The 24890-nt window shown below is 70.0% G+C and carries 28 protein-coding genes; 16 read left to right on the forward strand and 12 right to left on the reverse strand.

Annotation, left to right across the window (positions count from 1 at the left end):
• Positions 1–12: 12 nt before the first annotated feature.
• The 7 genes from OG876_RS06170 to OG876_RS06200 all read left to right on the forward strand — a co-directional run bounded on the left by OG876_RS06170 (position 13) and on the right by OG876_RS06200 (position 4971).
• A complete protein-coding gene (locus OG876_RS06170; protein WP_328523794.1) occupies positions 13–852 on the forward strand; it encodes a NifU family protein in 840 nt (279 codons plus the stop codon).
• The gene (locus tag OG876_RS06175) at positions 849–1517 is read left to right on the forward strand and encodes a DUF5947 family protein (RefSeq protein ID WP_328523795.1); all 669 of its coding nucleotides are present in this window, start codon (positions 849–851) and stop codon (positions 1515–1517) included. Before OG876_RS06170 ends, OG876_RS06175 begins: the two co-directional genes overlap by 4 nt.
• Complete coding sequence (locus OG876_RS06180) at positions 1510–2142, forward strand: DUF6084 family protein (RefSeq protein ID WP_328523796.1); 633 nt, start codon at positions 1510–1512, stop codon at positions 2140–2142. The genes OG876_RS06175 and OG876_RS06180 overlap by 8 nt, the downstream gene beginning before the upstream one ends.
• The gene (locus OG876_RS06185; RefSeq protein ID WP_328523797.1) at positions 2139–3431 is read left to right on the forward strand and encodes a hypothetical protein; all 1293 of its coding nucleotides are present in this window, start codon (positions 2139–2141) and stop codon (positions 3429–3431) included. Before OG876_RS06180 ends, OG876_RS06185 begins: the two co-directional genes overlap by 4 nt.
• A complete protein-coding gene (locus OG876_RS06190) occupies positions 3428–3946 on the forward strand; it encodes a hydrogenase maturation protease (protein ID WP_328523798.1) in 519 nt (172 codons plus the stop codon). Before OG876_RS06185 ends, OG876_RS06190 begins: the two co-directional genes overlap by 4 nt.
• A gap of 105 nt (positions 3947–4051) precedes the next feature.
• Positions 4052–4270 (forward strand): HypC/HybG/HupF family hydrogenase formation chaperone, encoded by a 219-nt coding sequence (locus OG876_RS06195; protein ID WP_328523799.1) that lies wholly within the window; start codon positions 4052–4054, stop codon positions 4268–4270.
• A complete protein-coding gene (locus OG876_RS06200; RefSeq protein ID WP_328523800.1) occupies positions 4267–4971 on the forward strand; it encodes a DUF6390 family protein in 705 nt (234 codons plus the stop codon). The genes OG876_RS06195 and OG876_RS06200 overlap by 4 nt, the downstream gene beginning before the upstream one ends.
• On the opposite strand, the gene OG876_RS06205 is transcribed toward OG876_RS06200, so the two are convergent.
• From OG876_RS06205 to OG876_RS06215, 3 genes are read right to left on the reverse strand one after another with little or no spacing between them, the layout of a single operon-like run.
• Complete coding sequence (locus tag OG876_RS06205) at positions 4923–5324, reverse strand: helix-turn-helix domain-containing protein (protein ID WP_328523801.1); 402 nt, start codon at positions 5322–5324, stop codon at positions 4923–4925. The two genes, OG876_RS06200 and OG876_RS06205, sit on opposite strands and share 49 nt — an antisense overlap.
• 44 nt (positions 5325–5368) lie before the next feature.
• On the reverse strand, positions 5369–5647 hold the full coding sequence (locus tag OG876_RS06210; RefSeq protein ID WP_134123154.1) for a muconolactone Delta-isomerase family protein: 279 nt from the start codon (positions 5645–5647) through the stop codon (positions 5369–5371).
• Positions 5644–7035, reverse strand: a complete 1392-nt coding sequence (locus OG876_RS06215) for an NAD(P)H-quinone dehydrogenase (RefSeq protein WP_328523802.1) — start codon at positions 7033–7035, stop codon at positions 5644–5646. The genes OG876_RS06210 and OG876_RS06215 overlap by 4 nt, the downstream gene beginning before the upstream one ends.
• A 31-nt stretch (positions 7036–7066) precedes the next feature.
• Here OG876_RS06215 and OG876_RS06220 point away from each other — a divergent pair, with 31 nt between their 5' ends.
• On the forward strand, positions 7067–7528 hold the full coding sequence (locus tag OG876_RS06220) for a gamma-glutamylcyclotransferase (protein WP_328523803.1): 462 nt from the start codon (positions 7067–7069) through the stop codon (positions 7526–7528).
• Between the two features lie 13 nt (positions 7529–7541).
• Entirely contained in the window at positions 7542–9176 is a 1635-nt protein-coding gene (locus tag OG876_RS06225) for a phospho-sugar mutase (RefSeq protein ID WP_328523804.1), read from the forward strand.
• A 90-nt stretch (positions 9177–9266) separates the two neighbouring features.
• On the opposite strand, the gene OG876_RS06230 is transcribed toward OG876_RS06225, so the two are convergent.
• The 4 genes from OG876_RS06230 to OG876_RS06245 form a co-directional block, all read right to left on the reverse strand.
• Positions 9267–9719 (reverse strand): hypothetical protein, encoded by a 453-nt coding sequence (locus OG876_RS06230; RefSeq protein WP_328523805.1) that lies wholly within the window; start codon positions 9717–9719, stop codon positions 9267–9269.
• A gap of 171 nt (positions 9720–9890) precedes the next feature.
• Positions 9891–10814: a neutral zinc metallopeptidase gene (locus tag OG876_RS06235; protein WP_328523806.1), complete on the reverse strand. Its 924-nt coding sequence runs from the start codon at positions 10812–10814 to the stop codon at positions 9891–9893.
• A gap of 112 nt (positions 10815–10926) precedes the next feature.
• Complete coding sequence (locus OG876_RS06240; RefSeq protein ID WP_328523807.1) at positions 10927–11829, reverse strand: alpha/beta hydrolase; 903 nt, start codon at positions 11827–11829, stop codon at positions 10927–10929.
• Positions 11829–12389, reverse strand: a complete 561-nt coding sequence (locus tag OG876_RS06245; protein WP_328523808.1) for a PH domain-containing protein — start codon at positions 12387–12389, stop codon at positions 11829–11831. The genes OG876_RS06240 and OG876_RS06245 overlap by 1 nt, the downstream gene beginning before the upstream one ends.
• A gap of 46 nt (positions 12390–12435) precedes the next feature.
• Between OG876_RS06245 and deoC the strand changes: the two genes are divergently transcribed.
• Genes deoC through OG876_RS06265 form a run of 4 tightly spaced genes read left to right on the forward strand, consistent with a single transcriptional unit; the run spans position 12436 to position 16751 of the window.
• Positions 12436–13392 carry a deoxyribose-phosphate aldolase gene (gene deoC, locus OG876_RS06250; RefSeq protein ID WP_328523809.1) on the forward strand — a complete coding sequence of 319 codons (957 nt, stop codon included), beginning with the start codon at positions 12436–12438 and terminating at the stop codon, positions 13390–13392.
• A 3-nt stretch (positions 13393–13395) separates the two neighbouring features.
• Complete coding sequence (locus OG876_RS06255) at positions 13396–14832, forward strand: aldehyde dehydrogenase family protein (protein ID WP_328523810.1); 1437 nt, start codon at positions 13396–13398, stop codon at positions 14830–14832.
• Positions 14822–15697 (forward strand): aldehyde dehydrogenase family protein, encoded by an 876-nt coding sequence (locus tag OG876_RS06260; RefSeq protein ID WP_328523811.1) that lies wholly within the window; start codon positions 14822–14824, stop codon positions 15695–15697. The genes OG876_RS06255 and OG876_RS06260 overlap by 11 nt, the downstream gene beginning before the upstream one ends.
• A 40-nt stretch (positions 15698–15737) precedes the next feature.
• Positions 15738–16751, forward strand: coding sequence for a S66 family peptidase (locus OG876_RS06265; RefSeq protein WP_328523812.1), 1014 nt, complete (start codon positions 15738–15740; stop codon positions 16749–16751).
• 35 nt (positions 16752–16786) lie between these two features.
• Here OG876_RS06265 and OG876_RS06270 read toward each other — a convergent pair whose 3' ends face one another.
• Complete coding sequence (locus OG876_RS06270; protein WP_328523813.1) at positions 16787–17803, reverse strand: serine/threonine-protein kinase; 1017 nt, start codon at positions 17801–17803, stop codon at positions 16787–16789.
• A 57-nt stretch (positions 17804–17860) separates the two neighbouring features.
• On the opposite strand from OG876_RS06270, the gene OG876_RS06275 reads away from it, so the two are divergent.
• The gene (locus OG876_RS06275) at positions 17861–18400 is read left to right on the forward strand and encodes an RNA polymerase sigma factor (RefSeq protein WP_328523814.1); all 540 of its coding nucleotides are present in this window, start codon (positions 17861–17863) and stop codon (positions 18398–18400) included.
• Positions 18401–18426: 26 nt separating this feature from the next.
• Here the strand turns inward: OG876_RS06275 and pepN are convergent, their stop codons facing one another.
• The 3 genes from pepN to OG876_RS06290 are packed head-to-tail and all read right to left on the reverse strand — an operon-like array spanning position 18427 to position 22376.
• A complete protein-coding gene (pepN, locus tag OG876_RS06280) occupies positions 18427–20868 on the reverse strand; it encodes an aminopeptidase N (RefSeq protein WP_328523815.1) in 2442 nt (813 codons plus the stop codon).
• Between the two features lie 27 nt (positions 20869–20895).
• Positions 20896–21264, reverse strand: coding sequence for a hypothetical protein (locus OG876_RS06285; RefSeq protein ID WP_328523816.1), 369 nt, complete (start codon positions 21262–21264; stop codon positions 20896–20898).
• Positions 21265–21284: 20 nt separating this feature from the next.
• Positions 21285–22376, reverse strand: coding sequence for an FAD-dependent oxidoreductase (locus OG876_RS06290; protein ID WP_328523817.1), 1092 nt, complete (start codon positions 22374–22376; stop codon positions 21285–21287).
• Between the two features lie 69 nt (positions 22377–22445).
• Here OG876_RS06290 and OG876_RS06295 point away from each other — a divergent pair, with 69 nt between their 5' ends.
• Positions 22446–23147 carry a TetR/AcrR family transcriptional regulator gene (locus OG876_RS06295; protein ID WP_328523818.1) on the forward strand — a complete coding sequence of 234 codons (702 nt, stop codon included), beginning with the start codon at positions 22446–22448 and terminating at the stop codon, positions 23145–23147.
• Between the two features lie 10 nt (positions 23148–23157).
• Here the strand turns inward: OG876_RS06295 and OG876_RS06300 are convergent, their stop codons facing one another.
• Positions 23158–24033: a LysR family transcriptional regulator gene (locus OG876_RS06300; protein ID WP_328523819.1), complete on the reverse strand. Its 876-nt coding sequence runs from the start codon at positions 24031–24033 to the stop codon at positions 23158–23160.
• A gap of 82 nt (positions 24034–24115) precedes the next feature.
• Between OG876_RS06300 and OG876_RS06305 the strand changes: the two genes are divergently transcribed.
• Positions 24116–24859: a sulfite exporter TauE/SafE family protein gene (locus tag OG876_RS06305; protein WP_328523820.1), complete on the forward strand. Its 744-nt coding sequence runs from the start codon at positions 24116–24118 to the stop codon at positions 24857–24859.
• The last annotated feature ends 31 nt before the right edge of the window (positions 24860–24890 follow it).

Genomic DNA, 24890 nt, shown 5'->3' on the forward strand with positions numbered 1-24890 from the left:
CCTGGAGCTGATATGGACCGGCACGACGTCCAGGAGCTGAGTGAACGGATCGACGTCCTGCTGGACGAGGTCCAGCGGCGCGCCGATCCCGCCCTGGCCGCGAAGGTGGAGGAACTGGTCCGCGCGGTGCTCGCATTGCACGGCGCCGGCCTCGAACAACTGCTGAACCTGCTTGACGAGCCGCAGGTTCGGCAGTTGGTCGGGGACGACCTGGTCGCCGGGCTGCTGTTGCTGCACGACCTCCACCCCGACGACGTCGCGACCCGGATCCAGGGCGCGCTTGACTCCGTCCGGCCGTACCTCGGCTCGCATGCCGGCGGCATCGACTACCTCGGCATCGACGACGACGGCGTCGTCCATCTGAGCCTGCAGGGCAGCTGTGACGGCTGCCCGGGTTCGACCGCCACCGTCCGGCTGACGGTCGAGAACGCCGTCCTGGACGCCGCGCCGGAGGCCGTCGCGGTCGACGTCGCGGGCATGGTCAAGGAGAAGCAGAGCCTCCTGACCATCGAGCCGTTCCGCCCCCACCGGGACGGCTGGCACCAGCTGGACCTGGTCCCACCCCTCGACCAGGTCCAGCATCTGTCCGTCGGTGGACTCGACGTGCTGGTGGCCAACCTGGCCGGCACATTCTTTGCCTACCGCAACAATTGCCCGATGTGTTCGTCCGCCCTGCACCACGGGGAGTTGGACGGCGACCGGCTCACCTGTCCACGCTGCACCGCCGAGTACGACGTACGCCTGGCCGGGCGGGCGCTCGCACCTGAGGGGGCGCCGCCACTCGAAGCGCTGCCGCTGCTGCCGGAAGGCGCGGGCTGGAAGGTCGCGATCCCGGGGGTGCAGCCGGCGTGAGACCGTCGCCGACGCTGCGATCACTCGCGCAGAAGAAGCAGCGGCCGACTGTCGATCCGGTCGCGGTGCTCCGTGAGTTCACCGGTGGGGTGCGCGAGCAGGCCGCGCCGGGTGAGCAGTGCGAGATGTGCGCCGTACCGATCGGACCTGAGCACTCGCATCTGGCCGACGTGCCGGGGCACCGGCTGCTGTGCACCTGCCGCGCCTGCTACCTATTGTTCACCGAGGGCGGCGCGTCGCACGGGCACTACCGCGCGGTCCCGGATCGCTACCAGTCCAACCCGGACTTCACGCTGTCCCCGGCTCAGTGGGACGCGATGGGGTTCCCGGTGAACTTGGCCTTCCTCTTCTACCAGTCCGATCAGTCCCGGTACGTCGCCTTCTACCCGAGCCCCGGGGGTGCCACCGAGTCGCTGCTCGACCTGGCCGGCTGGGACGAGGTCGTGGCCGGCGATCCCCGGCTGCAGGAGCTCGTCCCGGATGTCGAGGCCGTACTGTTGCGCCGGCTGGACGACGGGTTCGCGTGCTACCTGGTCCCGATCGACGCCTGCTACGAGCTGGTCGGGCTCGTGCGCCAGTACTGGGAGGGCTTCGCCGGCGGCGAGGACGTCTGGCAGCGGATCGACGACTTCTTCGCGCGGATCCAGGAGCGCAGCCGTGGTTGACCTGGACTTCACCTGCACCGGCGCGGAGGCCGACCGGTACGCGGCCACCCCGGCCATCCGGATGCGGCTGCGGATCGAGGAGACGACCGGTACGCCGGTGCACGCGCTGGCGTTGCGCTGCCAGATCAGGATCGAGCCGATCCGCCGTCGCTACAACGACGAGGAGGCCGAGGGGCTCGCGGATCTGTTCGGCGACCGCGCTCGCTGGGGCGAGACCTTGAAGCCCCTGCAACTGGCGTTCGTCACCCAGATGGTGCCGGGCTTCACCGGCGCGACCGAGGTCGACCTGAATCTGCCCTGCAGCTACGACTTCGACGTCGCCGCGAACAAGTACCTGTACGCCGTGCGCGAAGGCGGCGTGCCGCTGCTGATGTTGTTCAACGGGACGATCTTCACCGGCCGTCCCGGCACTCTCTCCGTGACGCCGGTCGCCTGGCAGAAGGAGACGACGTACCAGCTGCCGGTGGCGGTGTGGCGGGACGCGATGGACCAGCACTTCCCCGGTGCCGCGTGGTTGCGGTTGCGGCAGGACGTTTTCGACCGCTTGTACCGCTACCGCGTCCAGGAGGCGTTGCCCGGTTGGGACGACGCGATCGAGCGGCTGCTGAAGGAGCAGCTGGAATGAACGGGTTCGACGCGGTCCAGCAGATCGCGGACGCGTTGTTGTTCGAAGGCTATGTGCTGTATCCCTATCGCGCGTCGGACGGGAAGAACCGGGTGCGCTGGCAGTTCGGCGTGCTGATGCCGCCGGACTACTGCGTGGTGGATCCGTCCGAGCGGGGCTGGTCGCAGACCGAGTGCCTGCTCGACGGCGACGCGGCCGTGCTCTCGGTGCGCGTACGGTTCCTGCAGGCACAGCGCCGTACGGTCCTCGATGCCGACGAGGTCGAGGTCGCCTCGCTGCAGACCGATGAGGCGACCTACCTGCCGTGGGACGAGGCCGTGGTGCGGACCGTCGATCTGCGGGTGGACCTGACGGAGCTGCCGCAGCTGGTGCCGTTCCGGATCCCCGGCGGCACCGAGACCGAGGCCGTCGGGACGGCCGGCTTCCTCCGCCGGACCCGGTTGCCAGTCACCGGGATCGTTGCCTTGAGCATCGCACAGCTGCCCGGCCCGTACGGCGCCGCGCGGCTGCGGATCCGGGTCGAGAACAGCACGCCGGACAGCAGCTCGGAGCGCGTCGGCGCGCTGCGGCAGGCCTTGATCGCCCACCACGTCCTGGTGGCCGCCGAGGGTTGCCGCTTCCTCTCGCTGCTGGAACCACCCGAGTGGGCCACCGCCTACGCGGCCGGTTGCGACAACGTCGGCCTGTACCCGGTGCTGGCCGGCGACCTGCTGCTTTCGTCGCCGATCATCCTGTACGACCACCCGCGGATCGCGCCGGAGAGTCAGGGCGATCTGTTCGACGCCACCGAGATCGACGAGATCCTCAGCCTGCGCGCGATGACGCTGACCGACGACGAGAAGCGCGAGGTCCGCGGCACCGACCAGCGCGCGGCCGAACTGCTGGCCCGGGTCGACTCGATGCCGCCGGAGCTGATGGACCGGCTGCACGGCACGATCCGCTACCTGCGCAAGGTGACCGAGCCGGAGCCACCGCCGCCCGACACGCCGTGGTGGGATCCGGGCAACGACAGCACGGTCTCGCCGGAGACGGACACGGTGCTGGTCGGCGGGGTTGCCGTTGGCAACGGTTCCCGGGTGCGGCTGCGGCCCGGGATCCGGCGGGCGGACGCCCAGGACATGTTCCTCACCGGCCGCCTCGGCACGGTGGTCGCCGTACTGTCCGACGTCGACGGTGAGACCCACGTCGCGGTCGCGCTGGACGGCGAGGAGGGCGAGGTCCAGCGGTCGCACGGCCGCTACCTGTACTTCAGCCCGGACGAACTCGAGCCCTTGGTAGGTGCAGGATGACGATTCTCGTGGCCGGACTGGGCAACGTGTTCTGCAGCGACGACGCCTTCGGTGTCTCGGTCGTCGAGGAGCTGGCCCGGCGGACTCTGCCGGCCGGGGTAGAGGTGCGGGACTTCGGGATCCGCGGCATCCACCTGGCCTACCAGCTGCTCGAGCCGTACGACCTTGTCGTCCTGATCGACGCGGTCGAGCGGGGCGGCCCGCCGGGGACGTTGTACCAGATCGAGGCCGAGCCGGCTGCCGAGCCGGCTGCCGAGCCCGGGCCGGAGGTGAGCATGGACGCCCACGACCTCGGTCCGGACGCCGTGCTCTCGCTTGTACCGCGACTCGGTGGCACCGTGGGACCTGTGGTCGTGGTCGGGTGCGAGCCGGCGAGCATCGACGCCGGGATCGGGCTGTCACCGTCCGTGCAGGACGCGGTCGGGACCGCGGTACAGCTGGTGATCGACCTGGTCACCGGACACGTCGCCGTACCGGCTGACGGGCCGGTCGGCGTGACGGAGGGGAAGTTGTGATGCGCTGGATGCTGTTGGCAGTCGTCGTGGTGATTCTCGTCGCCGTCGGGTACTACGGGATCGAGGATGTCCGCCGCTACCGCCGGTTGCGGGGCATGTAGTCCGATGTGCCTGGGCATCCCGGGCCGGGTGGTCGACTGCCCGGAAGGCGCGGACCTCGGCCAGGTCGAGGTGGCGGGCGTCGTCCGGGAGATCAACCTGTCCCTGCTCGACGGCCCGTTCGTCCCCGGTGAGTACGTGCTGATCCACAGCGGCTTCGCGCTCGAGCGGATGTCGCGGGAGCGGGCCGCCGACGCGCTGGCGTTCTTCGGGGCCGAGCTGTGACCGGACCGGCGCTGTTCGTCCGGTACGCGTTCGCGCCCAACCGGCTCGGGTACTGCGGCCCCGCCGACGCCGGCGCCCTGCTCGAGTACGGCGCCCTGGGCCGGGCGGACAACGGCTTCCGCGCACTGGCGCAGCAGTTCGAGGGCGCCTGGCCACAACTGCGCCTGATCGCCGCGGCCACCGGTACGGCGGATCCGCTCGACCGCGAGGTGGTCGAGGCGTACTGGATCGGCAACCGGCTGCTCGACCGGGCCGGCGACGCCGGTGGCGGCCTGCCGCATCACAGCTTCGCGGTGTTCTGCCTGTACCCGTGGGCAGACCTGCTCGACGACGAACGCAGTACGGCGCAAGCCCTGCGCGTGCTCGACCAGTGCCGGATCCGCTGGGGAGAGGTGGTCGCGGACACCGGCGAGCAGGTCGTGGTCGAGTCGCGCCCGCTGGAGTGGGACGGGTTGCGACTCCTCCTCGGTCCACCACGCCAGGAGACCGCGATCCGCGGCTTCGACGGCGTCGACCTGATCGAGCCGCTGGCCCCGGGCGACTGGGTCTCGCTGCACTGGGGCTGGGTCTGCGACCGGCTGACGCCGGCCCAGTTGGTTGCTCTACGCCACTATTCGGGCCACCACCTGCGGCTGGTGAACGAGCGGTTGGGTCAGCGGCGCGGTGGGCGCGCGGGGATATCCGGGCCAAGAATCCAGTGACTGTCCGGCTGGCCGACGACGCCCGCTGAGTTCAGCACGGCGGGCCGGGCCACCGATCGGTTGGCCGGCAGGCTGGACCGGTCGGGCTCCCAGCGGGCCGGATCCTCGGTCAGGCCGAGCAGGTAGGTGACCGTGCAATCGAGTGCGACGGCGAGCTCGGGCAGCCGGACCACGTCGACACCGGCGCCGTGCTCGAAGCTGGACAGGGTCTTGTTGGTGGTGCGGATGCCGCGGCGGGCCAGTCGGCTGACCAGTTGCTTCTGGGTCAGGCCGAGTTGTAGCCGGCGGGCACGGAGCCGATGGCTGACGACCAGATGCCGGTCGACTGCGACCTCGCTGCGATCCTCGAACATGGGCTACCCCCTGCAGCCACGATCCACCGGCCCCCGCGACCGCGTCAATCGCCCGGACGCCCGGAATCCATCTCGGCGAGGGCATGCACGGTGTAGCGGGCGAAGTTGAACACCGGCGCCCGGCCGAGCAGGCGCTCGAACTCCTCGTGCGAGTCCACCTCGTAGATCCACGCACCACCATGCGATCCGACCACGTGATACCGCGCCAGCACCTTCCCCTCCCGCTCGAGGCGCTCGCCGTACTCCGGCATGGCACCGACCGCCCGGGCCATCTCCGGGGAGAGCAGGCTCAGCTCCATCTGCCAGAGCACCAGGAACTTCATGAGCGGAGGTGCAGCCTTCGGGCGGCCTCGGCGACCGAGCCGGAGACGGACGGGTAGACGGTGAAGGCCTGGGCGACCTGGTCCACGGTGAGGCGGGCGCCGACGGCCAGCGAGATCGGGTGGATGAGTTCGCTGGCGCGCGGGGCGACCACCACGCCGCCGACCACGATGCCGGTGTTGGGCAGGCAGAACAGCTTCACGAAACCGTCCCGGACGCCCTGCATCTTGGCCCGGGCGTTGTCGGCGAGCGGCACCTTCACGACCATCGCCGTACTGCCGCCGGCGTCGACCACCGCCTGGGTCAGGCCGACGGTGGCGATCTCCGGGGCGGTGAAGACGTTCGCCGACACGGTCGACTGGTCCAGCGGGGTGACCGCGTCGCCGAGCGCGTGGGCCATCGCGATCCGGCCCTGCATGGCCGCGACCGAGGCGAGCATCAGTACGCCGGTGCAGTCGCCGGCCGAGTAGACGCCACGGGCCGTGGTCCGGGACACCCGGTCGACCTGGACGAAGCCGCCCTCGGTCAGCGACACGCCCGACTCGACGAGATTCATGTCGTCGGTGTTCGGCAGCGATCCGACCGCGAGCAGCGCATGCGAGCCCTCGACCGTCCGGCCGTCGGTCAGGGTCACCACGACGCCGTCGCCCCGCCGCTTGACCGACTCGGCCCGGGACTTGCTCAGCACGGTCAGGCCACGCCGCTTGAACACATCCTCCAGGACCGCCGCCGCGTCGGCGTCCTCGCCTGGGAGCACCCGGTCCCGCGACGAGACCAGGACGACGTCGCTGCCGAGAGCGTCGTACGCGCTGGCGAACTCCGCGCCGGTGACGCCGGAGCCGACCACGATCAGCCGCTCGGGCAGCTCGTCGAGCTCGTAGACCTGCTCCCAGGTCAGGATCCGCTCGCCGTCCGGCTCCGAACCCTGGAGGATGCGCGGCCTTGCACCGGTGGCGATCAGGATCACGTCCGCGTCCAGCCGCTCGTCGCCGACCACCACGGCCTCCGGCCCGTCCAGCCGGCCGCGGCCCTTGACGATCCGAACCTTGTCGCGGTCCAGCCGGCGCTCGATGCCCTCCGACTGGGCGGTGGCCAGCGCCTTCACGCGCTTGTTGACGACGGACAGATCGACCCGCACCGAGTTCGCCGGGTCTGCATTGTCACTGGCCCCGTCGCCTGTAACTCTGACGCCGAGCTCGCCGGCCTCCTCCACCTCGGTCATCACCTCCGCGGTGGCGATCAGGGTCTTGCTCGGGACGCAGTCGGTGAGCACGGCGGATCCGCCGATCCCGTCGGAATCGACAACCGTCACCTCGCCCCCGAGCTGGGCGGCCGCACTGGCCGCTTCGTACCCGCCGGGACCGCCTCCGATGATCACAACTCGCGCCACGGGAGGTCATTCTTCCGTATCCTGTGTCTCCGTGACCCTGTACGCCGCGTTTGCGTCGAATCTGGACCCGAACCTGATGGCCGAGCGGTGCCCGTACTCGCCCCTGCGCGGGACCGGCTGGCTGCACGGCTGGCGCCTCACCTTCGGCGGCGAGGAGCTCGGCTGGGAGGGCGCCATGGCCACCGTCGTCGAGGACCCCTCCGACCCGGCCAACCAGGTCTTCGTCGCGCTGTACGACGTCCACCCCAAGGACGTCGAGCGGCTGGACGAGTGGGAGTGGATCGACCAGGACGTCTACAGCAAGATCCAGGTCCGGGTGCAGACCCTCGACGGCGAGCAGCTGGCCTGGATGTACGTGCTGAACGCCTACGAGGGCGGCCTGCCGTCGGCCCGCTACCTCGGCATCCTCGCCGAGGCCGCCGAAGCTGCCGGCGCCCCGGACGACTACGTCGCCGACCTCCGCGCGCGCCCCTGCCAATCGTCAGGTCATTAGCTATCGTGCGGAGGTGACCGTTGACCTCCGTACTGCGGCCGAAGCCTGGCTGAGCGAAGATCCCGACCCCGACACGCGCGCCGAGCTCCGGCAGTTGCTGGAGGCCGGTGACACCGCCGAGCTGGCCGACCGGTTCGCCGGCACCCTCGAGTTCGGTACGGCGGGACTCCGCGGTGCCGTCGGCGCCGGACCGAACCGGATGAACCGGGTGGTCGTGATCCGCGCCGCCGCCGGTCTCTGCGCCTATCTGAAGGGCAAGGGCCTCACCAACGGCCCGGTCCTGATCGGGTACGACGCCCGCCACAAGTCGGACGTGTTTGCGCGGGACACGGCCGCCGTGGTCCGGGGCGCCGGGCTGGACGCCGTACTGCTGGACCGGCCGACGCCGACCCCGGTGATCGCCTTCGGGATCAGGCATCTGAAGGCTGTGGCCGGAGTGGTCGTGACGGCGTCGCACAATCCGCCGCAGGACAACGGCTACAAGGTTTACCTGGGCGACGGGTCGCAGATCGTCCCGCCCGCAGACGCGGAGATCGCGGCCGCCATCGCGGGGGTCGGCCCGCTGGACTCGGTGCCGCGCGGCAAGGACTGGCAGACAACCGGCGACGACCTCCTGAACGCCTACCTGGACCGGATCGCCGAGCTGGTGCCGGTGGACGCGCCGCGGGACCTGAGCGTCGCCTACACGCCGCTGCACGGGGTCGGCCGGCTCCTGGTCGAGGGCGCGGTCGCTCGCGCGGGGTTCGCCGTACCGGCGGTGGTGGCGTCGCAGGCGGACCCGGATCCGGACTTCCCGACCGTCTCCTTCCCGAACCCGGAGGAGCCGGGCGCGATCGACGCGGCGCTCGAGCTGGCCCGGTCGATGAACGCGGACATCGCCGTCGCGAACGACCCGGACGCCGACCGGTGTGCGGTCGCGATCCCCGATGCCTCGGCCGAGGCCGGTTGGCGGATGCTGCGCGGGGACGAGCTGGGCGCGCTGCTCGGTGAGTTCCTGCTGTCCGCACGGCCCGACGGGGTCGCCGCGTGCTCGATCGTCTCGTCGTCCCTGCTCGGCAAGATCGCGGCGTCGTACGGCGTGCGGTACGTCGAGACGCTGACCGGGTTCAAGTGGATCGGGCGGGTGCCGGACCTCGTCTTCGGCTACGAGGAGGCGCTCGGGTACTGCGTCGACCCGGCCGCGGTGAAGGACAAGGACGGGATCTCCACACTGGTCCGCGTCCTGCAACTGGCCGCGCGGGCCAAGTCCGAGGGGCGCACGTTACAGGATCTGCTGGACGACCTCGCGGTCAAGTACGGCCTGCACGCGACGGACCAGCTGTCCGCGCGGGTCGAGGACCTGTCGCTGATCAAGACCGCGATGGACCGGCTCCGCGCCACTGCGCCCGCGTCGCTGGGCGCCTACACGGTCGAGCGGATCGACGATCTCGGCCAGGGCTCGGAGTCACTGCCCCCGACCGACGGACTGCGGTACACGCTGTCGGATGGCGCCCGGGTCGTCGTCCGGCCGTCAGGCACCGAGCCGAAGCTGAAGTGCTACCTGGAGGTGGTCGTCCCGGTCACCACCGACGTGGCCGCCGCGCGCACCCAGGCGGCCGTCGCCTTGGCCGGCATCAAGGCCGACCTGGCCACCGCGGCAGGTATCTGACAACGCGTGAAACGCCAGCCGCTGGCCGTCGTGGTCAGCGGCTGACGTTCGAAGGAACGAGAGCACCTGGCGGGTGGCTCCCGCGGTGGGTCAGCGGGCGGCGGCCGCCGCGGCCTCGGCCTCCTCGCTGCGCAGCGAGCTCTGCAGCGAGGAGTGCAGGATCCGCAGCGTGCTGGTCGACTGCATCAGCGCGTCCCGCTCGTCCGGGTTCCGGTTGGCGAGGTTGGAGATGTCGTTGATGCTCGCCTCGATCCGGGCGATCCGGTCCGCGACCGAACCCTCCTGGCTGCTGGCCTTGCGGATCGCGTCGGACGTGACCGTCCAGACGTCCTCCTTGTCGTTGGTCCGCCGGGACATGTCGACCATCTGGGCCAGCGCGGCCAGGTCGTGGTCGACCTGGGTCCGCTCCACCGGCACGATGATCCCGGCAGTCGCCTGGCGCAGGCGGGTGACGTGACCGGACAGCTCCGACCAGCTGCACCGACCGCTCTTGATCTTGTCCAGCACCTTCGCGTACTCGGTGTTGAACTCGTCGTAGTTCACTGTCCTTGACTCCTGCCGTTCGACGCTCGACTCGGAAACTCTACGGCGTGCGTCCCGAAACAAGTAACCACACGATCGCAGATCGTGCAGGTGTCTCCAAAACGCAACAGCCGCCCGGTACGCCAACGCGCACCGGGCGGCTGAGTTACGAACCAGCGGACGGGCGCCTGGTCAGGCGACGTACGCCGAGCTCGCGTTGAAGGTGTTGCAGTTGCCCGCGACGGTGTAGCTGTGCTTCGCGTTGAAGCCGGCGGTCGACCAGAACGCGTGGTTCTTCGTCGAGCCGTGGTCACGAACGCCGCCCGGCTGGTCGCCCATGTGGCTGACCAGGTAGTTGAACTGCACCAGCAGGCCACCGCTCATCGGGTAGTACCGCTTGTTCGCGCCGATGTAGGCCGCGCCCAGGCAGGAGGCCTGCAGCTCGCGGCGACGGCTCTCCTCGAGCCGCGCGGCGTTGGTACTGAAGGCGTTCTGACGCGTCCACGAGGCGTTCAGGATGCCGGTCAGGAACTGGACGTGGTGACCGTACTCGTGCGCCATCATCTGCGTCGCCCACGCCCGCGCGTAGGTCGGGTTCGACTTCCACTGCGCGATGATCTGGGACGCCGGGATGTAGATGACGCCGTTGTTGCCGCTGCAGTAGTAGCCGGTCGTGTTGCTCACCGTGCCGCAGAGGGTGGCGATCTTGGTGGCGGTGGTGACGACCAGCTTCGGCTTCACCTTGTAGGCCGCACCGGCCGCCTTCAGCGGGACGGCCCAGGCCGCGTACATGCAGTTCCACAGCTGGGTGTCGTAGGCCTGGACGCCCGCCAGGGTGCGGAGCGAGACGTTGACCTCCTTGCACTTCGACGGCGTGATCGCGGGGGTCTTGTAGAGCCGGTTGTAGCGCACGATGTTCGTCGTCGAGGACTTCGTCGTGAGGGCGTCACCGGCCGGCGGCGTACCGACCACCTGGGCGGGCGTGTCGCCCGGGGTGGGCGTCGCGACGGTGGCGGCCGGCGCAGCCTGCGCGTTCGGCAGCGCCAGAGCTGCGAAACCGGCCAGCGCGGCGACGCCGGCCAGGCCACGCAAGGTGGTGCGGGAGAGGTTGAACATGAGCTCCACTCTCGATGATGAAGGGACTGTCAGAAGTCATCCTGGGGCGAACAGGGGTTCATTCCCGGGCTGGACGAGGGCTCTGACGCCGAACATCTCGCGCCAGTTCCCGTCACCCCGCAAGTTCCCCGCCGAGAAACCGCAAGTGGTCAGGAAGCATGCGCCGCCAGTAACCGGCGGTGTGCGCCCCCGCCTGCTCTCCACCCGCCGCCCGCAACTCCACCCGCAGGTCCTCAGCCGCCCCGGCGAACGGATCGTCCCGCCCACAATCGATGCGCACAGCAACATTCTTGAAGTCGTCCGGGTGACCCAGAACCTGGTTGTCGCCGAAGTCGCCGGCCCCGTCGAACGCACCCGGGGCAGCGTCGCCGAAGTGATGCCAGAGCGCCGGACTCAGCGCACCGACCGCAACCGCCGTCCGATCCACCGGAACCTCTCGCTGGAAGAAGTCGCGCGCGGCGAACAGCAGGGCGCCGAAGCCGCCCATGGACCAGCCGAGCAGGCCGTATCGCTCGGTGCGTAGTCCGCGCTTCGCCAGCAACGGCAGCAACTCCTGGTCGAGCATGACGATCGGGTCGTCCCCGGTGAGCCGCGCGTGCCAGTAGTTGTCCTGCCCACCGTCCACGGTCGCCAGCGCGAACGGCGGAGCACCCGCCTGGACGGCGGCGGTCAGGTAGCGGTCGATGCCGAGGTCGTTGATCGCGGACGTATGGTCGCCGCCACGACCGTGCAAGACGAGTACGACCGGCAACTCCGCCGTCGGACTCTGGCCGCGGGGATAGATGACGCTGTAGCCGACCGTCGTACGGCGAGCAGCGGACGCGAACGTGTCCGACACGACCGGTCCTGCCGGAACGTCCGGGACTGTGCCGTCGGGGCCGGTCAGGCCGAGGGTTCTGTGGATGCCGGCTCGGCCTGGGAGGGCTCCTGTTTCCAGGGCGGTGACTGCTGCGGCGCCGGTGACGGCAGCGGCGGCTGCCGTGCGGAGGAGCGCACGGCGGGACAGCAGCGGCATCAGCGCAGCAGCGCCGCCACCACGGCGACGACCGCGAGGACTCCGATGGCGATCAACTCCGGGCGGGCCCAGGTGGTGACCACCTCGCCGCCGGCCTGTTCGCCGTACTGGCTCATGTGGGTCTCGATCCGGTCGACGACGAAGTCGGCACGGGAGATCGAGCTGTCTTCCGGGAGCCTCGCGCCGCCGACCCGTTGCTTGCGAACGTCACGCATGACGAGTACGACGCCAGGAGCCCGGAACTTGTTGTCGCCGGCGTGCACCCGCAGGATGTCGGCGACGTCGACCCCCGTCACCTTCGACCAGGGGATCTCGTAGTCGCGCAGGTGGTTACGCAGCAGGATGTGCTCGGGGCTGAGGGTGACCGACGGGCGGATCAGGAAGACGTAGGCGAGCACCATCAGGATGCCGATCACACAGGCGACCAGGAGACCGCTGGCGCTCCGCCACTCCACCACGATGTCGATCAGCGCCAATGCGCCGATCCCGACCACCAGGAACCCGGTGATCCGGTTCGACGTCGACAGGTACCGCTCGGTGTCCGATGACTTCGACTTCACCAGCACAAAATAACCGGCTGTCTGGAACAGCACTAGACTGCCCAGGGTGACCACTCTCGACAGCGGCGTCGACTCGTTGGCCGACGTGACCTCGTCCGAGGACCGGCTGCGCCGGTTCCTGCTCGGCCTGCCGGGCGTCGACCAGGTCGGCGCCGAGGCCAGGGCCGCCACCCTGAGCACCCGGTCGATCAAGACGACCGCCAAGGCCTACGCACTCGACCTGGCGATCCGGATGATCGACCTGACCACCCTCGAGGGGCAGGACACCCCGGGCAAGGTGCGGGCCCTGTGCGCGAAGGCGAAACGGCCCGACCCGGCCGATCCGACCGCGCCGCCGGTCGCCGCGGTCTGTGTGTACCCGGACCTGGTGGCCACGGCCAAGCACGAGCTGCGCGGCTCGGGGATCAACGTGGCGAGTGTCGCAACCGCCTTCCCCAGTGGGCGTTCCAGCCTCCCGATCAAGATCCAGGACACCAAGGACGCGGTCGCGGCCGGCGCCGACGAGGTCGACATGGTGATCGACCGCGGCGCCTTCCTGTCCGGGCGGTACGCCCTGGTCTTCGACGAGATCGCCGCGATCCGCGAGGCGGCCGGCGACGCGCACCTGAAGGTGATCCTGGAGACCGGCGAGCTGGTCACCTACGACAACGTCCGGCGCGCGTCCTGGCTGGCGATGCTGGCCGGTGCGGACTTCATCAAGACCTCGACCGGCAAGGTGTCCCCCGCGGCGACCTTGCCGGTGACGCTGGTGATGCTGGAGGCGGTCCGCGACTACCACGAGGCCACCGGGCTGCACATCGGCGTCAAGCCGGCCGGCGGCATCCGGACCGCTAAGGACGCGATCAAGTACCTGGTCACGGTCAACGAGACGGCCGGACCGGACTGGCTGGATCCGGAGCTGTTCCGCTTCGGGGCGTCCAGCCTGCTGAACGACCTGCTGATGCAACGCACCAAGCTGGCCACCGGGCACTACCCCGGCCCCGACTACTTCACGCTGGACTGAGGCATGAGCAGATTCGAGTACGCACCGGCCCCGGAATCGCGGGCCATCGTCGACATCAAGTCGTCGTACGGGCTCTTCATCAACGGCCAGTTCGTCGACGCGACGGACGGGAAGCCGTTCAAGTCGATCAGCCCGTCCTCGGAGGAGGTGCTCGCGGAGATCAGCGAGGCCGGTCCGGCCGATGTCGACAAGGCGGTGAAGGCGGCCCGCAAGGCGTTCGAGAAGGTCTGGGGCCCGATGGCCGGGCGGGACCGGGCGAAGTACCTGTTCCGGATCGCGCGGCTGATCCAGGAGCGCGCGCGGGAACTGGCGGTGCTGGAGTCGCTGGACAACGGCAAGCCGATCCGCGAGTCGCGTGACGTCGACATCCCGCTGGTGGCCGCGCACTTCTTCTACTACGCGGGCTGGGCGGACAAGCTCGAGTACGCCGGGGCCGGCGACGACCCGCAGCCGTGGGGTGTCGCGGGCCAGGTGATCCCGTGGAACTTCCCGATGCTGATGCTGGCGTGGAAGATCGCCCCGGCGCTGGCCGCCGGCAACACCGTCGTGCTGAAGCCGGCCGAGACGACGCCGCTGACCGCACTGGCATTCGCGGAGATCTGCCAGCAGGCGGACCTGCCGCCGGGCGTGGTGAACATCGTCACCGGCGCCGGCCGGACCGGTCAGGCCCTGGTCGAGCACGAGGGCGTCGACAAGGTCGCGTTCACCGGGTCGACCGAGGTCGGCCGGGCGATCGCCAAGGCGGTCGCGGGCTCGGACAAGGCGGTCACGCTCGAGCTCGGCGGCAAGGCGGCGAACATCGTCTTCGAGGACGCGCCGATCGACCAGACCATCGAGGGCATCGTCAACGGCATCTTCTTCAACCAGGGCCACGTCTGCTGCGCGGGTTCGCGGCTGCTGGTCCAGGAGAGCGTGTACGACGAGGTGCTGTCCCGGCTGAAGCGCCGGATGGGCACGCTGCGCGTCGGCGACCCGCTGGACAAGAACACCGACATCGGCGCGATCAACTCGTCGGCCCAGCTGGCCAAGATCCGCGAGCTGTCCCAGATCGGCGAGGACGAGGGCGCCGAGCGCTGGTCGCCGGAGTGCGAGCTGCCGCCGCAGGGCTACTGGTTCCCGCCGACCGTGTTCACCGGCGTGACCCAGGCGCACCGGATCGCCCGGGAGGAGATCTTCGGCCCGGTGCTGTCCGTGCTCACCTTCCGCACCCCGGCCGAGGCCGTGGAGAAGGCGAACAACACGCCGTTCGGGCTGTCCGCCGGGGTCTGGACCGACAAGGGCTCCCGGATCCTGTGGATGGCCAACCAGCTGCGCGCCGGCGTGGTCTGGGCCAACACGTTCAACCGCTTCGACCCGACCTCGCCGTTCGGCGGCTACAAGGAGTCGGGCTACGGCCGCGAGGGCGGTCGCCACGGTCTGGAGGCCTATCTTGCCCACTAAGGACAATTCGAGGCTCGAGGTGCGCAAGACCTACAAGCTCTACGTCGGCGGCGCGTTCCCGCGCAGCGAGTCCGGCCGGTCGTACGTCGTGAACGATGCCAAGGGCAAGTTCCTGGCGAACGCGTCGCAGGCCTCCCGCAAGGACGCCCGGGACGCGGTGGTCGCGGCCCGCAAGGCGTTCGGCGGCTGGTCGGCGCGCACGGCGTACAACCGCGGCCAGGTGCTCTACCGGATCGCCGAGGTGATGGAAGGACGGCACGAGCAGTTCAGTGCCGAGGTGGCGTCGTCGGAGGGCCTGTCGATCAGCAAGGCCCGCGCGGTCGTGGACGCGTCGATCGACCGCTGGGTCTGGTACGCCGGCTGGGCCGACAAGCTGGCCCAGGTGGTCGGATCCAGCAACCCGGTGGCCGGCCCGTACTTCGACTTCTCGTTGCCCGAGGCAACCGGTGTGGTCGCGGTGCTGGCGCCGCAGGACTCCAGCCTGCTCGGCCTGACCAGCGTGATCGCGCCCGCGATCGTCTCCGGCAACACGGTCGTCGCGGTCTCGTCGTACGCGCGTCCCTTGCCGGCCGTGACGCTGGGCGAGGTGATGGCGACGTCCGACGTACCGGGCGGCGTGGTGAACATCCTCACCGGCTCCGCGTCCGAGGTCGGCCCGTGGCTGGCGTCGCACATGGACGTCAACGCGATCGACCTGTGCGGGATCGAGGAGCCGGACGAGGCCCGCGACCTGGAGGCCGCGGCCGCCGACAACCTCAAGCGGGTGCGCCGCCCCGCCGAGGAGGACTGGACCGGATCCCCGGGCCTGTCCCGCCTCACGCAGTACCTGGAACTGAAGACGGTCTGGCACCCGATCGGCGTCTAAATCGATCCCGTCCGGGCCGGAAGCGTCGTACAGTCGCCGCATGGTTCAGCCTGGTGACAAGGTCGCGATCGTCTCACCGTCCCGTGGGCTGCCGGAGATCTTTCCGGGGCCCTACGAGCTCGGCCTGCGGCGGTTGCGCGACGACTTCGGCCTGATTCCGGTCGAGTATCCGACGACCCGTGTGCTCGGGGCGTCCCCGCAGGCGCGGGCGGCCGACCTGCACGCGGCCTGGTCGGACCCGTCGATCCGGGCCGTGATCGCGTCCATCGGCGGCGACGACCAGCTCACTGTGCTGAAGCACCTCGATCCCGGGGTGTTCCAGGCGGACCCGAAGCCGTTCTTCGGGTACAGCGACAACACGAACCTGCTCAACTTCCTGTACTCGTTGGGCTTGCCGGCCTTTCACGGCGGCAGCGTGATGGTCCAGTTCGGCCGCGGCGGCGCGATGCACCCCGACTCCGAGCGGTCGCTGCGGGCCGCGCTCTTCACGCCCGGCGAGTTCGAGCTGACGCCGGCCGCGGAGTGGACCGACCACGACCGCGACTGGGCCGATGCGGCCACCCTGGAGACCGAGCCGCCGATGTTCCCGGGCACCGGCTGGACCTGGCAGGGCACGGAGCCAGTCAGCGGGAAACTCTGGGGCGGCAACCTGGAGATCCTCGACTGGCAACTGTCCGCCAACCGCTGGATGCTGCCCACGAACTCCTACGGCGGCGTGCTGTTCCTGGAGACCAGCGAGGAGATGCCCGGCTCGGAGATGGTCTACCGGATCCTGCGCAATCTCGGTGAACGCGGCCTGCTCGAGCGCTTCGACGCCGTCCTCTGGGGCCGCCCGAAGTCCTGGTCGCTGGAGAACCACTGCACGCCCGAGCAGTCCGTCGCCTACATCACCGGTCAGTACCTCGCGGTCGACCGGGCCTTCGCCGAATACAACCCGAACGCGCTCGTGGTCAAAGGCCTCGACATCAGCCACACCGACCCGCAGCAGGTCCTCCCGTACGGCGGCCAGGTCCACATCGACCCCACCGCCCAGCGCATCACCGTCACCTACTAACGGACGGCCGTCCTCGTCAGGGCCGCTCCCCCGTCTCACCGACCGAACAGGAACCAGCCGCCGACGCTCGCTGCCACGAAGACCACCGGCAGCGAAAGCAGGAACCAGGCCCGGTTGCGGCGCCGGCGGCGTACGGGCGGGTCGGTGGCGACGGTCGTCGGGGGGTCGTCGTCGGTGATGCTCGTCCGCTCCTCGGCGCGCAGCGGCGCTTCCTGCTCCAGCCGGTAGGCCTCCGCCTCGAACCGCTCGGCGAGCGTGTCGGCACGCTCCCAGCGGTCGGGGACCCGGTACGCGAGTGCCCGGGTGAGGATGTCGTCGAGCTGACCGACCGCGTCGTGCAGCATCGGCCGCAAACTCGGCGGCGGCAGGTCCGGATCGCGGTTGAGCACATCCCCGATCGAACCCGCGGAGTACGGCGGATGCCCGGTGAGCAGCGCATACGTCACCGCACCGACCGCGTAGATGTCCGCCCGCTCGTCGAATCCACCGTCACCGCGACCCTGCTCAGGAGCCATGTACGACGGTGTGCCGACGGCCTGGGTCAGTCCGGACGCCTCCGCGGCGCGCTTGGCCAGGCCGAGATCGGCGAGCACTATGCGGTGCGTACCGCCGCCGGACTCGTCGCCCTGGCTGGGCCGGAGCAGCAGGTTCGCCGGGGTGACATCACGGTGGACGACGCCCTCGCTGTGCAACGCGGCGACCGCCCGCGCCAGGTCCGCTCCCCACCACAACGCGTCGACGGCATCGAGCGGCCCCTGCCTCAGGACATCGCCCAGCGTGCCACCGCCGACGTAGTCCATCACGAAGTACGGACGGCCGTCCGGGAGCTTGCCCAGGTCGAACACCCGGACCACCCGGTCGCTGGCGATCCGGCGCATCAGCCGCGCCTCGGACAGGAAGCGTTCCCGCACGTCGGCGCGCGACGCCCAGTTGTCGGCGAGGACCTTGACGGCCACGTCCACGTCGAGGTCGTCGTCGTACCCACGCCAGACGGTGGCGAACGCGCCCGCGCCGATCTTGTCCTGCAGCCGGTACCTCCCGATGGCATCCATCCCGGCTATTGTCGTGCACAGTCGAGCCAAGCGACGACACATACACTCTGGGGGAGCATGAACGAGGATCTGGAGCATCTGGCGACCCGCGCCGCCGCGGGTGACCAATCCCTGCTTCCACAGATCCTGCAGGCGATCCGGCCGCAGGTGCAGCGCCGGGTGGCCAAGTTCCTGCCGTACCGCGAGGACGCCGAGGAGGCGGTCCAGGACACCCTGCTCCAGGTGGCCAACAAGATCCACACCTTCAGAGGCACCGGCACCTTCGCCGGATGGGTCACGATCGTGGCCACCAACCAGGCCCGGCAGACCTACCGATCGCTGAAGCGGCGCGCGGTCGAGCAGTCCGCCGAGGTCCTCCCGGAGTCCGTCGACCCGCGGACGACGTCGGTGATCGCGGGCTCCCGCCTCGACCTGCTCGAAGCGCTTGAGTCACTCGAGTCCAGCCATCCCCAGCTGGTCCAGCCGCTGGTCCTGCGCGACCTGGGCGCGCTGTCGTACGCCGAGATCGCCGACGAGCTCGATGTCCCGCTCGGCACGGTCAAGGCCCGCATCCACCAGGCCCGCAAAGCCGTCGCCGAACACCTCACGGTGACCTGACCCGAGGGTGAGCGGTTCGAGCAGCGCTAGCCGAACGTACGGCGTACCTCCACCGCGCGCCGGAGATCGTCGAGGAAGTTCGCCGTCTGCCGGCGGATGCCCGGGACCACGCTCTCGTCCGCGATCAGCGCCTCGGCCGGCCCGATCAGCTCGGCGTCGATCGCGAACCGCGGCGCGATCCGGTGCACGGTCAGCGAGACCACCATGCCGGCCCGGATCTCCCCGGTCTGCGCGATGTCGGTGAAGAACCGCCGGACGTACGGCGCGGTGATCGCGGCCTGACCCGGATGCCAGAAACCCTCGGCCGCGGCCAGCAGTTCCTTCACCCCGACCGACGCGTCGGTCATGATCCGCGTCCAGGCCGCTTCCTTGCCGTCGGGCAGAGCCGCCCGGCAGCGTGCGGCCTGGTTGACACCTTCGGTCGACTTGTCGCGCGCCAGCTCGGCATCGATCTCCTCCGCCCCGAGCGCGTTCAGCCGCACGAGTCGCAGGACGAGCGACCACCGCAGATCCGCGTCGATCTCCAGTCCGGCCGGGATGCCGGCACCGTCGAGCCACGACGTCAGCAACTCCGCGTCGTCCGTGGTCGCGATGAATCCGCGGGCGGTGACCAGCTGCAGGCTGCTGCCCGGTGCGGTGCTCGCGAGCTTGTTGCGCAGGGCATCGGCGACGCGACCGCGGTACTCGTCGTAGTCCAGGTAGCCGCCGAGGACCCGCTCCTCCAGCCAGCGCACGAGCGAGCCGACGGCGATGTCGCTGTCCTCGTGCTGGATGGTGGCGAGGAACAGGTCGAGCGCCGCCCGCGGATCGAGCTGCGCATCCGCGGTCGTGTCGCGGATCGAGTTCCAGATCACGGCCCGCGTGGTGCCGTCGTCGATCTTCGGGAGCACCGCCGGGAGATTGGCCAGGCTGGTGGCGTCGAGCCGGATCTTGGCCCAGGTGTCGTCGTTGGCATCCGGCACGATCACGGCGCTGTCGTCGCTGAGGGCAACTTCTACGGTGTCCTGGTCGAGCACGACGTCGACCAGGGTCGCCGCGCCGGTTCCGTCGTACCCGCCGATGCTCAGCTTGTGCAGGCGGCGCGAGGCGTCCGGGCTAGTGCGGTGCAGGACGACTCCACTCGCCGTACGTTCGACCGTGATCGTGTCCAGGCCGGACGTGCGCAACCACTGCTGGGACCAGGTGTCCAGGTCGTCGGCGCCGGCCTCGGTGAGCTTCTCGATGAACTCGTGCAGGTCGGCGTTGCCGTACTCGTGCGCCTCCAGGTGCGCGTTGACGCCCTTCAGGAACACGTCGTCGCCCAGGTACTTGGCCAACTGCTTGAGGACCGCGGCACCCTTCGCGTACGAGATCCCGTCGAAGTCGTCGAGCGACTGGCGGGCGTCCTTCAGGCTGTCCGGCGCGACCGGATGCGTCGAGCTGCTCTGGTCGGTCTGCAGGCCCCACCACTTGCGGACGAACGCGAAGTCGGTCCAGTTACCGCCGTAGCTGGTCACGTCCTCGGACACCCGGTGCGCCATGTACTCGGCGAACGACTCGTTCAGCCACATGTCGTTCCACCACTTCATGGTGACCAGGTCGCCGAACCACATGTGCGCCATCTCGTGCACGATGATCCGCGCCCGCGTGCTGCGTTCGGCCTCGGTGGCCTGGCTGCGGAAGACCAGGTGGTCGGCGAACGTCACGCAGCCCGGGTTCTCCATCGCGCCGAGGTTGAAGTCCGGCACGAACGCCTGCCAGTACTCGCCGAACGGGTACCGCTGCCGGAACATCCGGTGGTACTCGTCGAACGCCTCCCGGGTGGTCCGGAACAGGTCCTCGGCGTCGCGGTCGAGGTGCTGCTTCAGCGACTGCCGGCAGGCCAGTCCGAGCGGGATCCCGTCGTGCTCACTCCGGATCAGGTGATACGGGCCCGCGACGATCGTGACGAAGTACGTCGACAGCGGCTTGGTCTCCGCCAGCGCCCACTCCCCCGGGGCGACCTCCGTGGCGGCGCCGTTTCCCAGCACCACCCAGTCCTCGGGGCACTTCACAGTGATCGTGTACGGCGCCTTGAGGTCAGGCTGGTCGAAACACGGGAAGTAGCGCGGCGCCGACTCAAGTGACGACATGCCGTAGGTGTAGACCCGCCCGTCGGCCGCGTCGACGGACCGCTGCAGTCCCTCCCCATCTGCGGAGTACTTCAGTTCAGCGGTCACCACCAGTTCGTTCTCCGCCTGCAAACCGCTCAGCGGAAACCGGCCGCCGTCCAGCAGGGCGACGTCGAGCGATGCGCCGTTCAGCTCGACCGCGTGCAACCGTTCGGGTTTCACGTCCACCCAACTGCTGTCACTCGCCGCGCCGAAGCGGATCCGGCTGGTCGCCACGAACGTGTCACCCGATCCGGTCAGGTCGAACTCCACCTGGTACGACCGCACGGTCAGGTCCACCGCCCGTCGCCGGGCCTCCTCAACAGTCAAAGCGCGCATGCGGAGAACGCTATCTCTCCGACCCAATCACTGGTTGCGAACCGCGGCCGCCGCCAGTGTCGCCACCGCCCGGATCTGCTCGTCCTCGGTGCTTTCCAGCACCTTGGCGATCAGCTCCGCATCCTCCGGCTCCGCCAAGCTCGTCAACACATTCAAGGCACTCAGATGATCGAACCCGGCCCGGATCTCCTCGTCCGCTTCGACCGGTGGCCGCGACAGGATCTCCCGCGCGACCACCCGCACCTCACCACCGAGCGGCTCGAGTGGATTCCCACCACTCAACCGCGTGTACGACGCCGCCACCTGGTACATGTTCAGCGCTCGGCACACAGTCGCCACGTTGTCGCTGTGCAACAACGCCGCAAACGCCTGCAGCGGAATATCCGGCCCACTCATGCTTGCACCGTATTCGACGGCTACCCCTGGAAGAACTTCAGCATCTGCTGCGCCGCGTCCGGTCCGCTCATCAGCTGCGCCACGGCAGCCGACCGCTTGGCGACCGCGGCGCAGCGGGTCTGCATGACCGGCTCGTAAACGGCCACCGCCTTGTCCAGATCGTCAGGGTTCGCGGCGACGGCACGGCCGAGCTCGGCCGCGTCGAGCATTGCCTGGTTCGCCCCCTCTCCGACCGGTGGCATCAGGTGCGCGGCGTCGCCGAGCAGAGTGATCCCGGGCCGCGGCGCCCAGGTCATATCGATCGGCAGCACGTGGGTCTGACGGAGCACGAACGGCAGCTCACAGGCCTCGATGAGGCGGTGGAAGCGCGGATGCCAGCCGTCGAGCAGCGCGGCAATCGTCGCGGGATCGGCGTCGAGCACCGGCTCCGAGCGATGCACCACCAGGCCGACCCGGATGGTGCCGTCGCCGTTGCGCTGGGCCGCAAGGGTCTGGCTCGAACCGACGGCCCAGTAGTTGCCCCGCCCGACCATCGCCGCCAGCTCCGGCTGGGTCCGATCGGCATCGCGGATCAGGCTCTCGAGCGCCGTCGTACCGGCGTACGTGGGACGTACGTCGGTGAGCAGGGCGCGGACGCCGGAGTTTGCGCCGTCGGCGCCGACGAGGAGATCGCACTCGGCGGACGTGCCGTCGGCGAACCGGACGACGTACCCGCCACCGGGTCGCGGGTCGGCGCCGGCGAAGCTTCGGCCCCAGCAGATCGCGCCGGCCGGAAGCGAGTCGAGCAGCAGGTCGCGCAGGTCGCTGCGATCGATCTCGGGCCGCGCCATCGGCGCATCGTCCGGAGTGTCCTCCTGCAGCAGCAACGTGCCGGTGTGATCCAGCAGGCGAAAGTCCTGGCCCTCCCGGCGGGCGACGGCGAGGAACTGCTCTTCCAGACCGGCTTCGCGGAGCGCGAGCTGCCCGGTGTCCGTGTGCAGGTCGAGCATCCCGCCTTGAGTCCGTGCGGCCCGGGAGGCGTCGCGTTCGTACACCACCGCGTCGATGCCGTGGACGTAAAGGGTCCGCGCGAGGGTGAGACCGCCGGGACCGGCCCCGATGATCGCGATCATGCCTCTTCCTTTCGATACACCGTATCTGACCGATACACCGTATCGCACGATGCGATGTATCGTCTCCGTGTGACGAATGAACCGGTCTGGGAGCGGCCCGAGCCGGCCGAGCGGCGCGCCCTGAGCCCGTTGAGCCGGGAGCGGATCGTGCACGCCGCGCTGACCCTGGCCGACGCCGAGGGTCTGGAGGCGGTGTCGCTGCGCAAGGTGGCCGCCGCCTTGGACGCCGGCCCGATGCGTCTCTACCGGTACGCCGGCACCAAGGAGGAGCTGCTCGAGCTGATGGCCGACGCGGTGTACGCCGAGATCCCGGCACCGACCGGTTCGACCTGGCGGGACATCTTCCGCTCCATCGCCCACAGCAGGCGGCAGGCCGCCCTCCGGCACGAGTGGTTCGCGGACCTGCTCGGCGGCCGCCCGCAGCTCGGCCCCGCCGCCCTGGCCAGCCTGGAAGCATCCCTCGCAGCCCTCCGCGCGACTCGGGCGTTTCCTGATGCGACCGCGGTCATGAATGCCCTCGAAGCCCTGTCCTGCTTCCTGGTCGGCGCCGTCCGGAAGGAGATCACCGCCCTGCGCGACGAACGCGCCACCGGCCTCGACGAACACGGCTGGCGGGTCTCGACCGGCCCTTACCTCACCCGAATGCTTGCCACCGGCAATTACCCGGCGCTGGCCGGGACGATCCGCGAGGCCGGCCACCTCGACGCCGCCGCGGCCTTCGAGCTCGGGCTCGACTACCTCCTTGACGGCATCGAGGCCAACCTGTCTTAGGTCGTCTGTCTTAGGTCGTCGCGGCGGCGTGCAGATGGGTCGCGAGCAGGTGGGCGGGCTCCGGGGTGTTCGCGGCGTAGCAGAGTAGATGCTGGCGGATGGACCAAGAGTCCTGGAGCGGGCAGATGTCGAGCGGGGCGATCGCCGCGACGGCTCGGCGCGGGACGATGGCCAGGCCGGCGCCGGCCGTGGCCAGCGTGATCAGGGTGTGCAGGTTCGGTACGACGGTGCGATAGCGGGGTGCCGGGGCATGCGGGCCGAGGCGTTCGTCCATCCACTGGGTGAGTGGTGAGGTGCGGTCGAGACCGACCAGGGGATGTTCGGCGACTTCGGCGTACGCGATGGAGGTGCGGCCGGAGAGGGTGCCGCCGGCCTGGCCGATCACGACCAGGGAGTCGTCGGCGAGCGGTTCGGTGCGGAGGTCGGTGGGTTCGTCGTCGAGGATGACGCCGAGGTCGGCCTCTCCGGCGGCGAGGATGCGGACGCTGCGGACGGTCCGGCGTTCGCTGACGTTCACGTCGTACTCCGGATGGTCGCGGAGGAACGTGGCGAGCGCGACCGGGACGAGTTGATGCATGGCCGAGCCACCCGCGACCAGGCGGATCGGCGCGGACCGGGAGACGGCGTACGACGCGACGGCGCTGTCCAGGCGGGTGGTCTCGGCGAGCACCTCGCGGGCGTGCCGGGCCAGGGTGGCGCCCGCGGGAGTGAGCCGGACGCCACGGCGCTCGCGGACCAGCAGGGCGACGCCGGCCTGCGCTTCGAGAGCTCTGACCCGCGCACTGGCCGAAGGCAGACTGAGGTGCATCACCCGCGCGCCGCCGGTGATCGAGCCCTCTGCTGCGACATGTGTGAAGAGCCGGAGGTCGTCCAGGTCGTACCGCATGGGCTCAGCCTACGTCTCCGCCTTAGGCTGGCTACGGGGATCGCGCATTGTGGAGTGCCGGCTGAGCCGTGATCCTCGAAGGGTGCTGCTGATCCTTCTGGCCGGTGTCGCGGCCGGCGCGCTGAACGCCGTCGGTGGCGGCGGGAGCTTCGTGGCGCTGTCCGCCCTGGTCGCGGCCGGGATGCCGCCGGTCACCGCGAACGCGACCACCACGGTCGCGCTGCTACCCGGGAACGCGACCAGCGCGTGGGTCTACCGGCGCGAGGTGGAGGGCTTCGCCCGGCCGTCCCCGCTCCGGCTGACCCTGGCGAGCGTGCTCGGCGGGGCGATCGGCGCCGGGTTGCTCCTGTTGTTGCCGTCGGCATCTTTCGAGGCGGCGGTGCCGTGGTTGCTGGCGTTCGCGACCGTGGTCCTCGCGTTCGGCAAGCGGCTGACGCAGGCACTGCGGCTCGGCACACCTGAGCCGGCAGCGATCCTGGCCGGGCAGTTCGTGCTGTCGATCTACGGCGGGTACTTCGGTGGCGCGGTCGGGCTGATGATGCTCGCGTTCTGGACCGCGACGACGACCCTCGACCCGGCCCGCGGCAACCCGCTCCGCGTCATCCAGGTCGGGGCCGTCTACCTGACCGCGGCCGTCATCTTCTTGTTCGCCGCCGACGTCCTGGCCCAGCCCTTGCACCTGGTCGCCCTCCTCGCCGGCGCCATCCTCGGCGGCTACACCGGAGCTCACCTGGCCCGCAGGCTTCCGTCCGCCATGCTCCGCGCGCTCGTCCTCACCACGGCCGTCGCGATGACCGCGCTCTTCTTCGTCCGGGCGTTCCGATGAACCGGGCCCAGCTCGCGATGGCCTACCAGGC

The organism is Kribbella sp. NBC_00359 (assembly GCF_036097425.1).
Classification (GTDB): domain Bacteria; phylum Actinomycetota; class Actinomycetes; order Propionibacteriales; family Kribbellaceae; genus Kribbella.

Bases quoted from the DNA above. Each gene is read 5' to 3' on its own strand.
- OG876_RS06170 (WP_328523794.1), top strand. From the start codon at position 13: ATGGACCGGCACGACGTCCAGGAGCTGAGTGAACGGATCGACGTCCTG.
- OG876_RS06185 (WP_328523797.1), top strand. From the start codon at position 2,139: ATGAACGGGTTCGACGCGGTCCAGCAGATCGCGGACGCGTTGTTGTTC.
- OG876_RS06190 (WP_328523798.1), top strand. From the start codon at position 3,428: ATGACGATTCTCGTGGCCGGACTGGGCAACGTGTTCTGCAGCGACGAC.
- OG876_RS06195 (WP_328523799.1), top strand. From the start codon at position 4,052: ATGTGCCTGGGCATCCCGGGCCGGGTGGTCGACTGCCCGGAAGGCGCG.
- OG876_RS06205 (WP_328523801.1), bottom strand. From the start codon at position 5,324: ATGTTCGAGGATCGCAGCGAGGTCGCAGTCGACCGGCATCTGGTCGTC.
- OG876_RS06210 (WP_134123154.1), bottom strand. From the start codon at position 5,647: ATGAAGTTCCTGGTGCTCTGGCAGATGGAGCTGAGCCTGCTCTCCCCG.
- OG876_RS06235 (WP_328523806.1), bottom strand. From the start codon at position 10,814: ATGTTCAACCTCTCCCGCACCACCTTGCGTGGCCTGGCCGGCGTCGCC.
- OG876_RS06240 (WP_328523807.1), bottom strand. From the start codon at position 11,829: ATGCCGCTGCTGTCCCGCCGTGCGCTCCTCCGCACGGCAGCCGCCGCT.
- OG876_RS06255 (WP_328523810.1), top strand. From the start codon at position 13,396: ATGAGCAGATTCGAGTACGCACCGGCCCCGGAATCGCGGGCCATCGTC.
- OG876_RS06265 (WP_328523812.1), top strand. From the start codon at position 15,738: ATGGTTCAGCCTGGTGACAAGGTCGCGATCGTCTCACCGTCCCGTGGG.
- OG876_RS06270 (WP_328523813.1), bottom strand. From the start codon at position 17,803: ATGGATGCCATCGGGAGGTACCGGCTGCAGGACAAGATCGGCGCGGGC.
- OG876_RS06275 (WP_328523814.1), top strand. From the start codon at position 17,861: ATGAACGAGGATCTGGAGCATCTGGCGACCCGCGCCGCCGCGGGTGAC.
- pepN (WP_328523815.1), bottom strand. From the start codon at position 20,868: ATGCGCGCTTTGACTGTTGAGGAGGCCCGGCGACGGGCGGTGGACCTG.
- OG876_RS06285 (WP_328523816.1), bottom strand. From the start codon at position 21,264: ATGAGTGGGCCGGATATTCCGCTGCAGGCGTTTGCGGCGTTGTTGCAC.
- OG876_RS06290 (WP_328523817.1), bottom strand. From the start codon at position 22,376: ATGATCGCGATCATCGGGGCCGGTCCCGGCGGTCTCACCCTCGCGCGG.
- OG876_RS06300 (WP_328523819.1), bottom strand. From the start codon at position 24,033: ATGCGGTACGACCTGGACGACCTCCGGCTCTTCACACATGTCGCAGCA.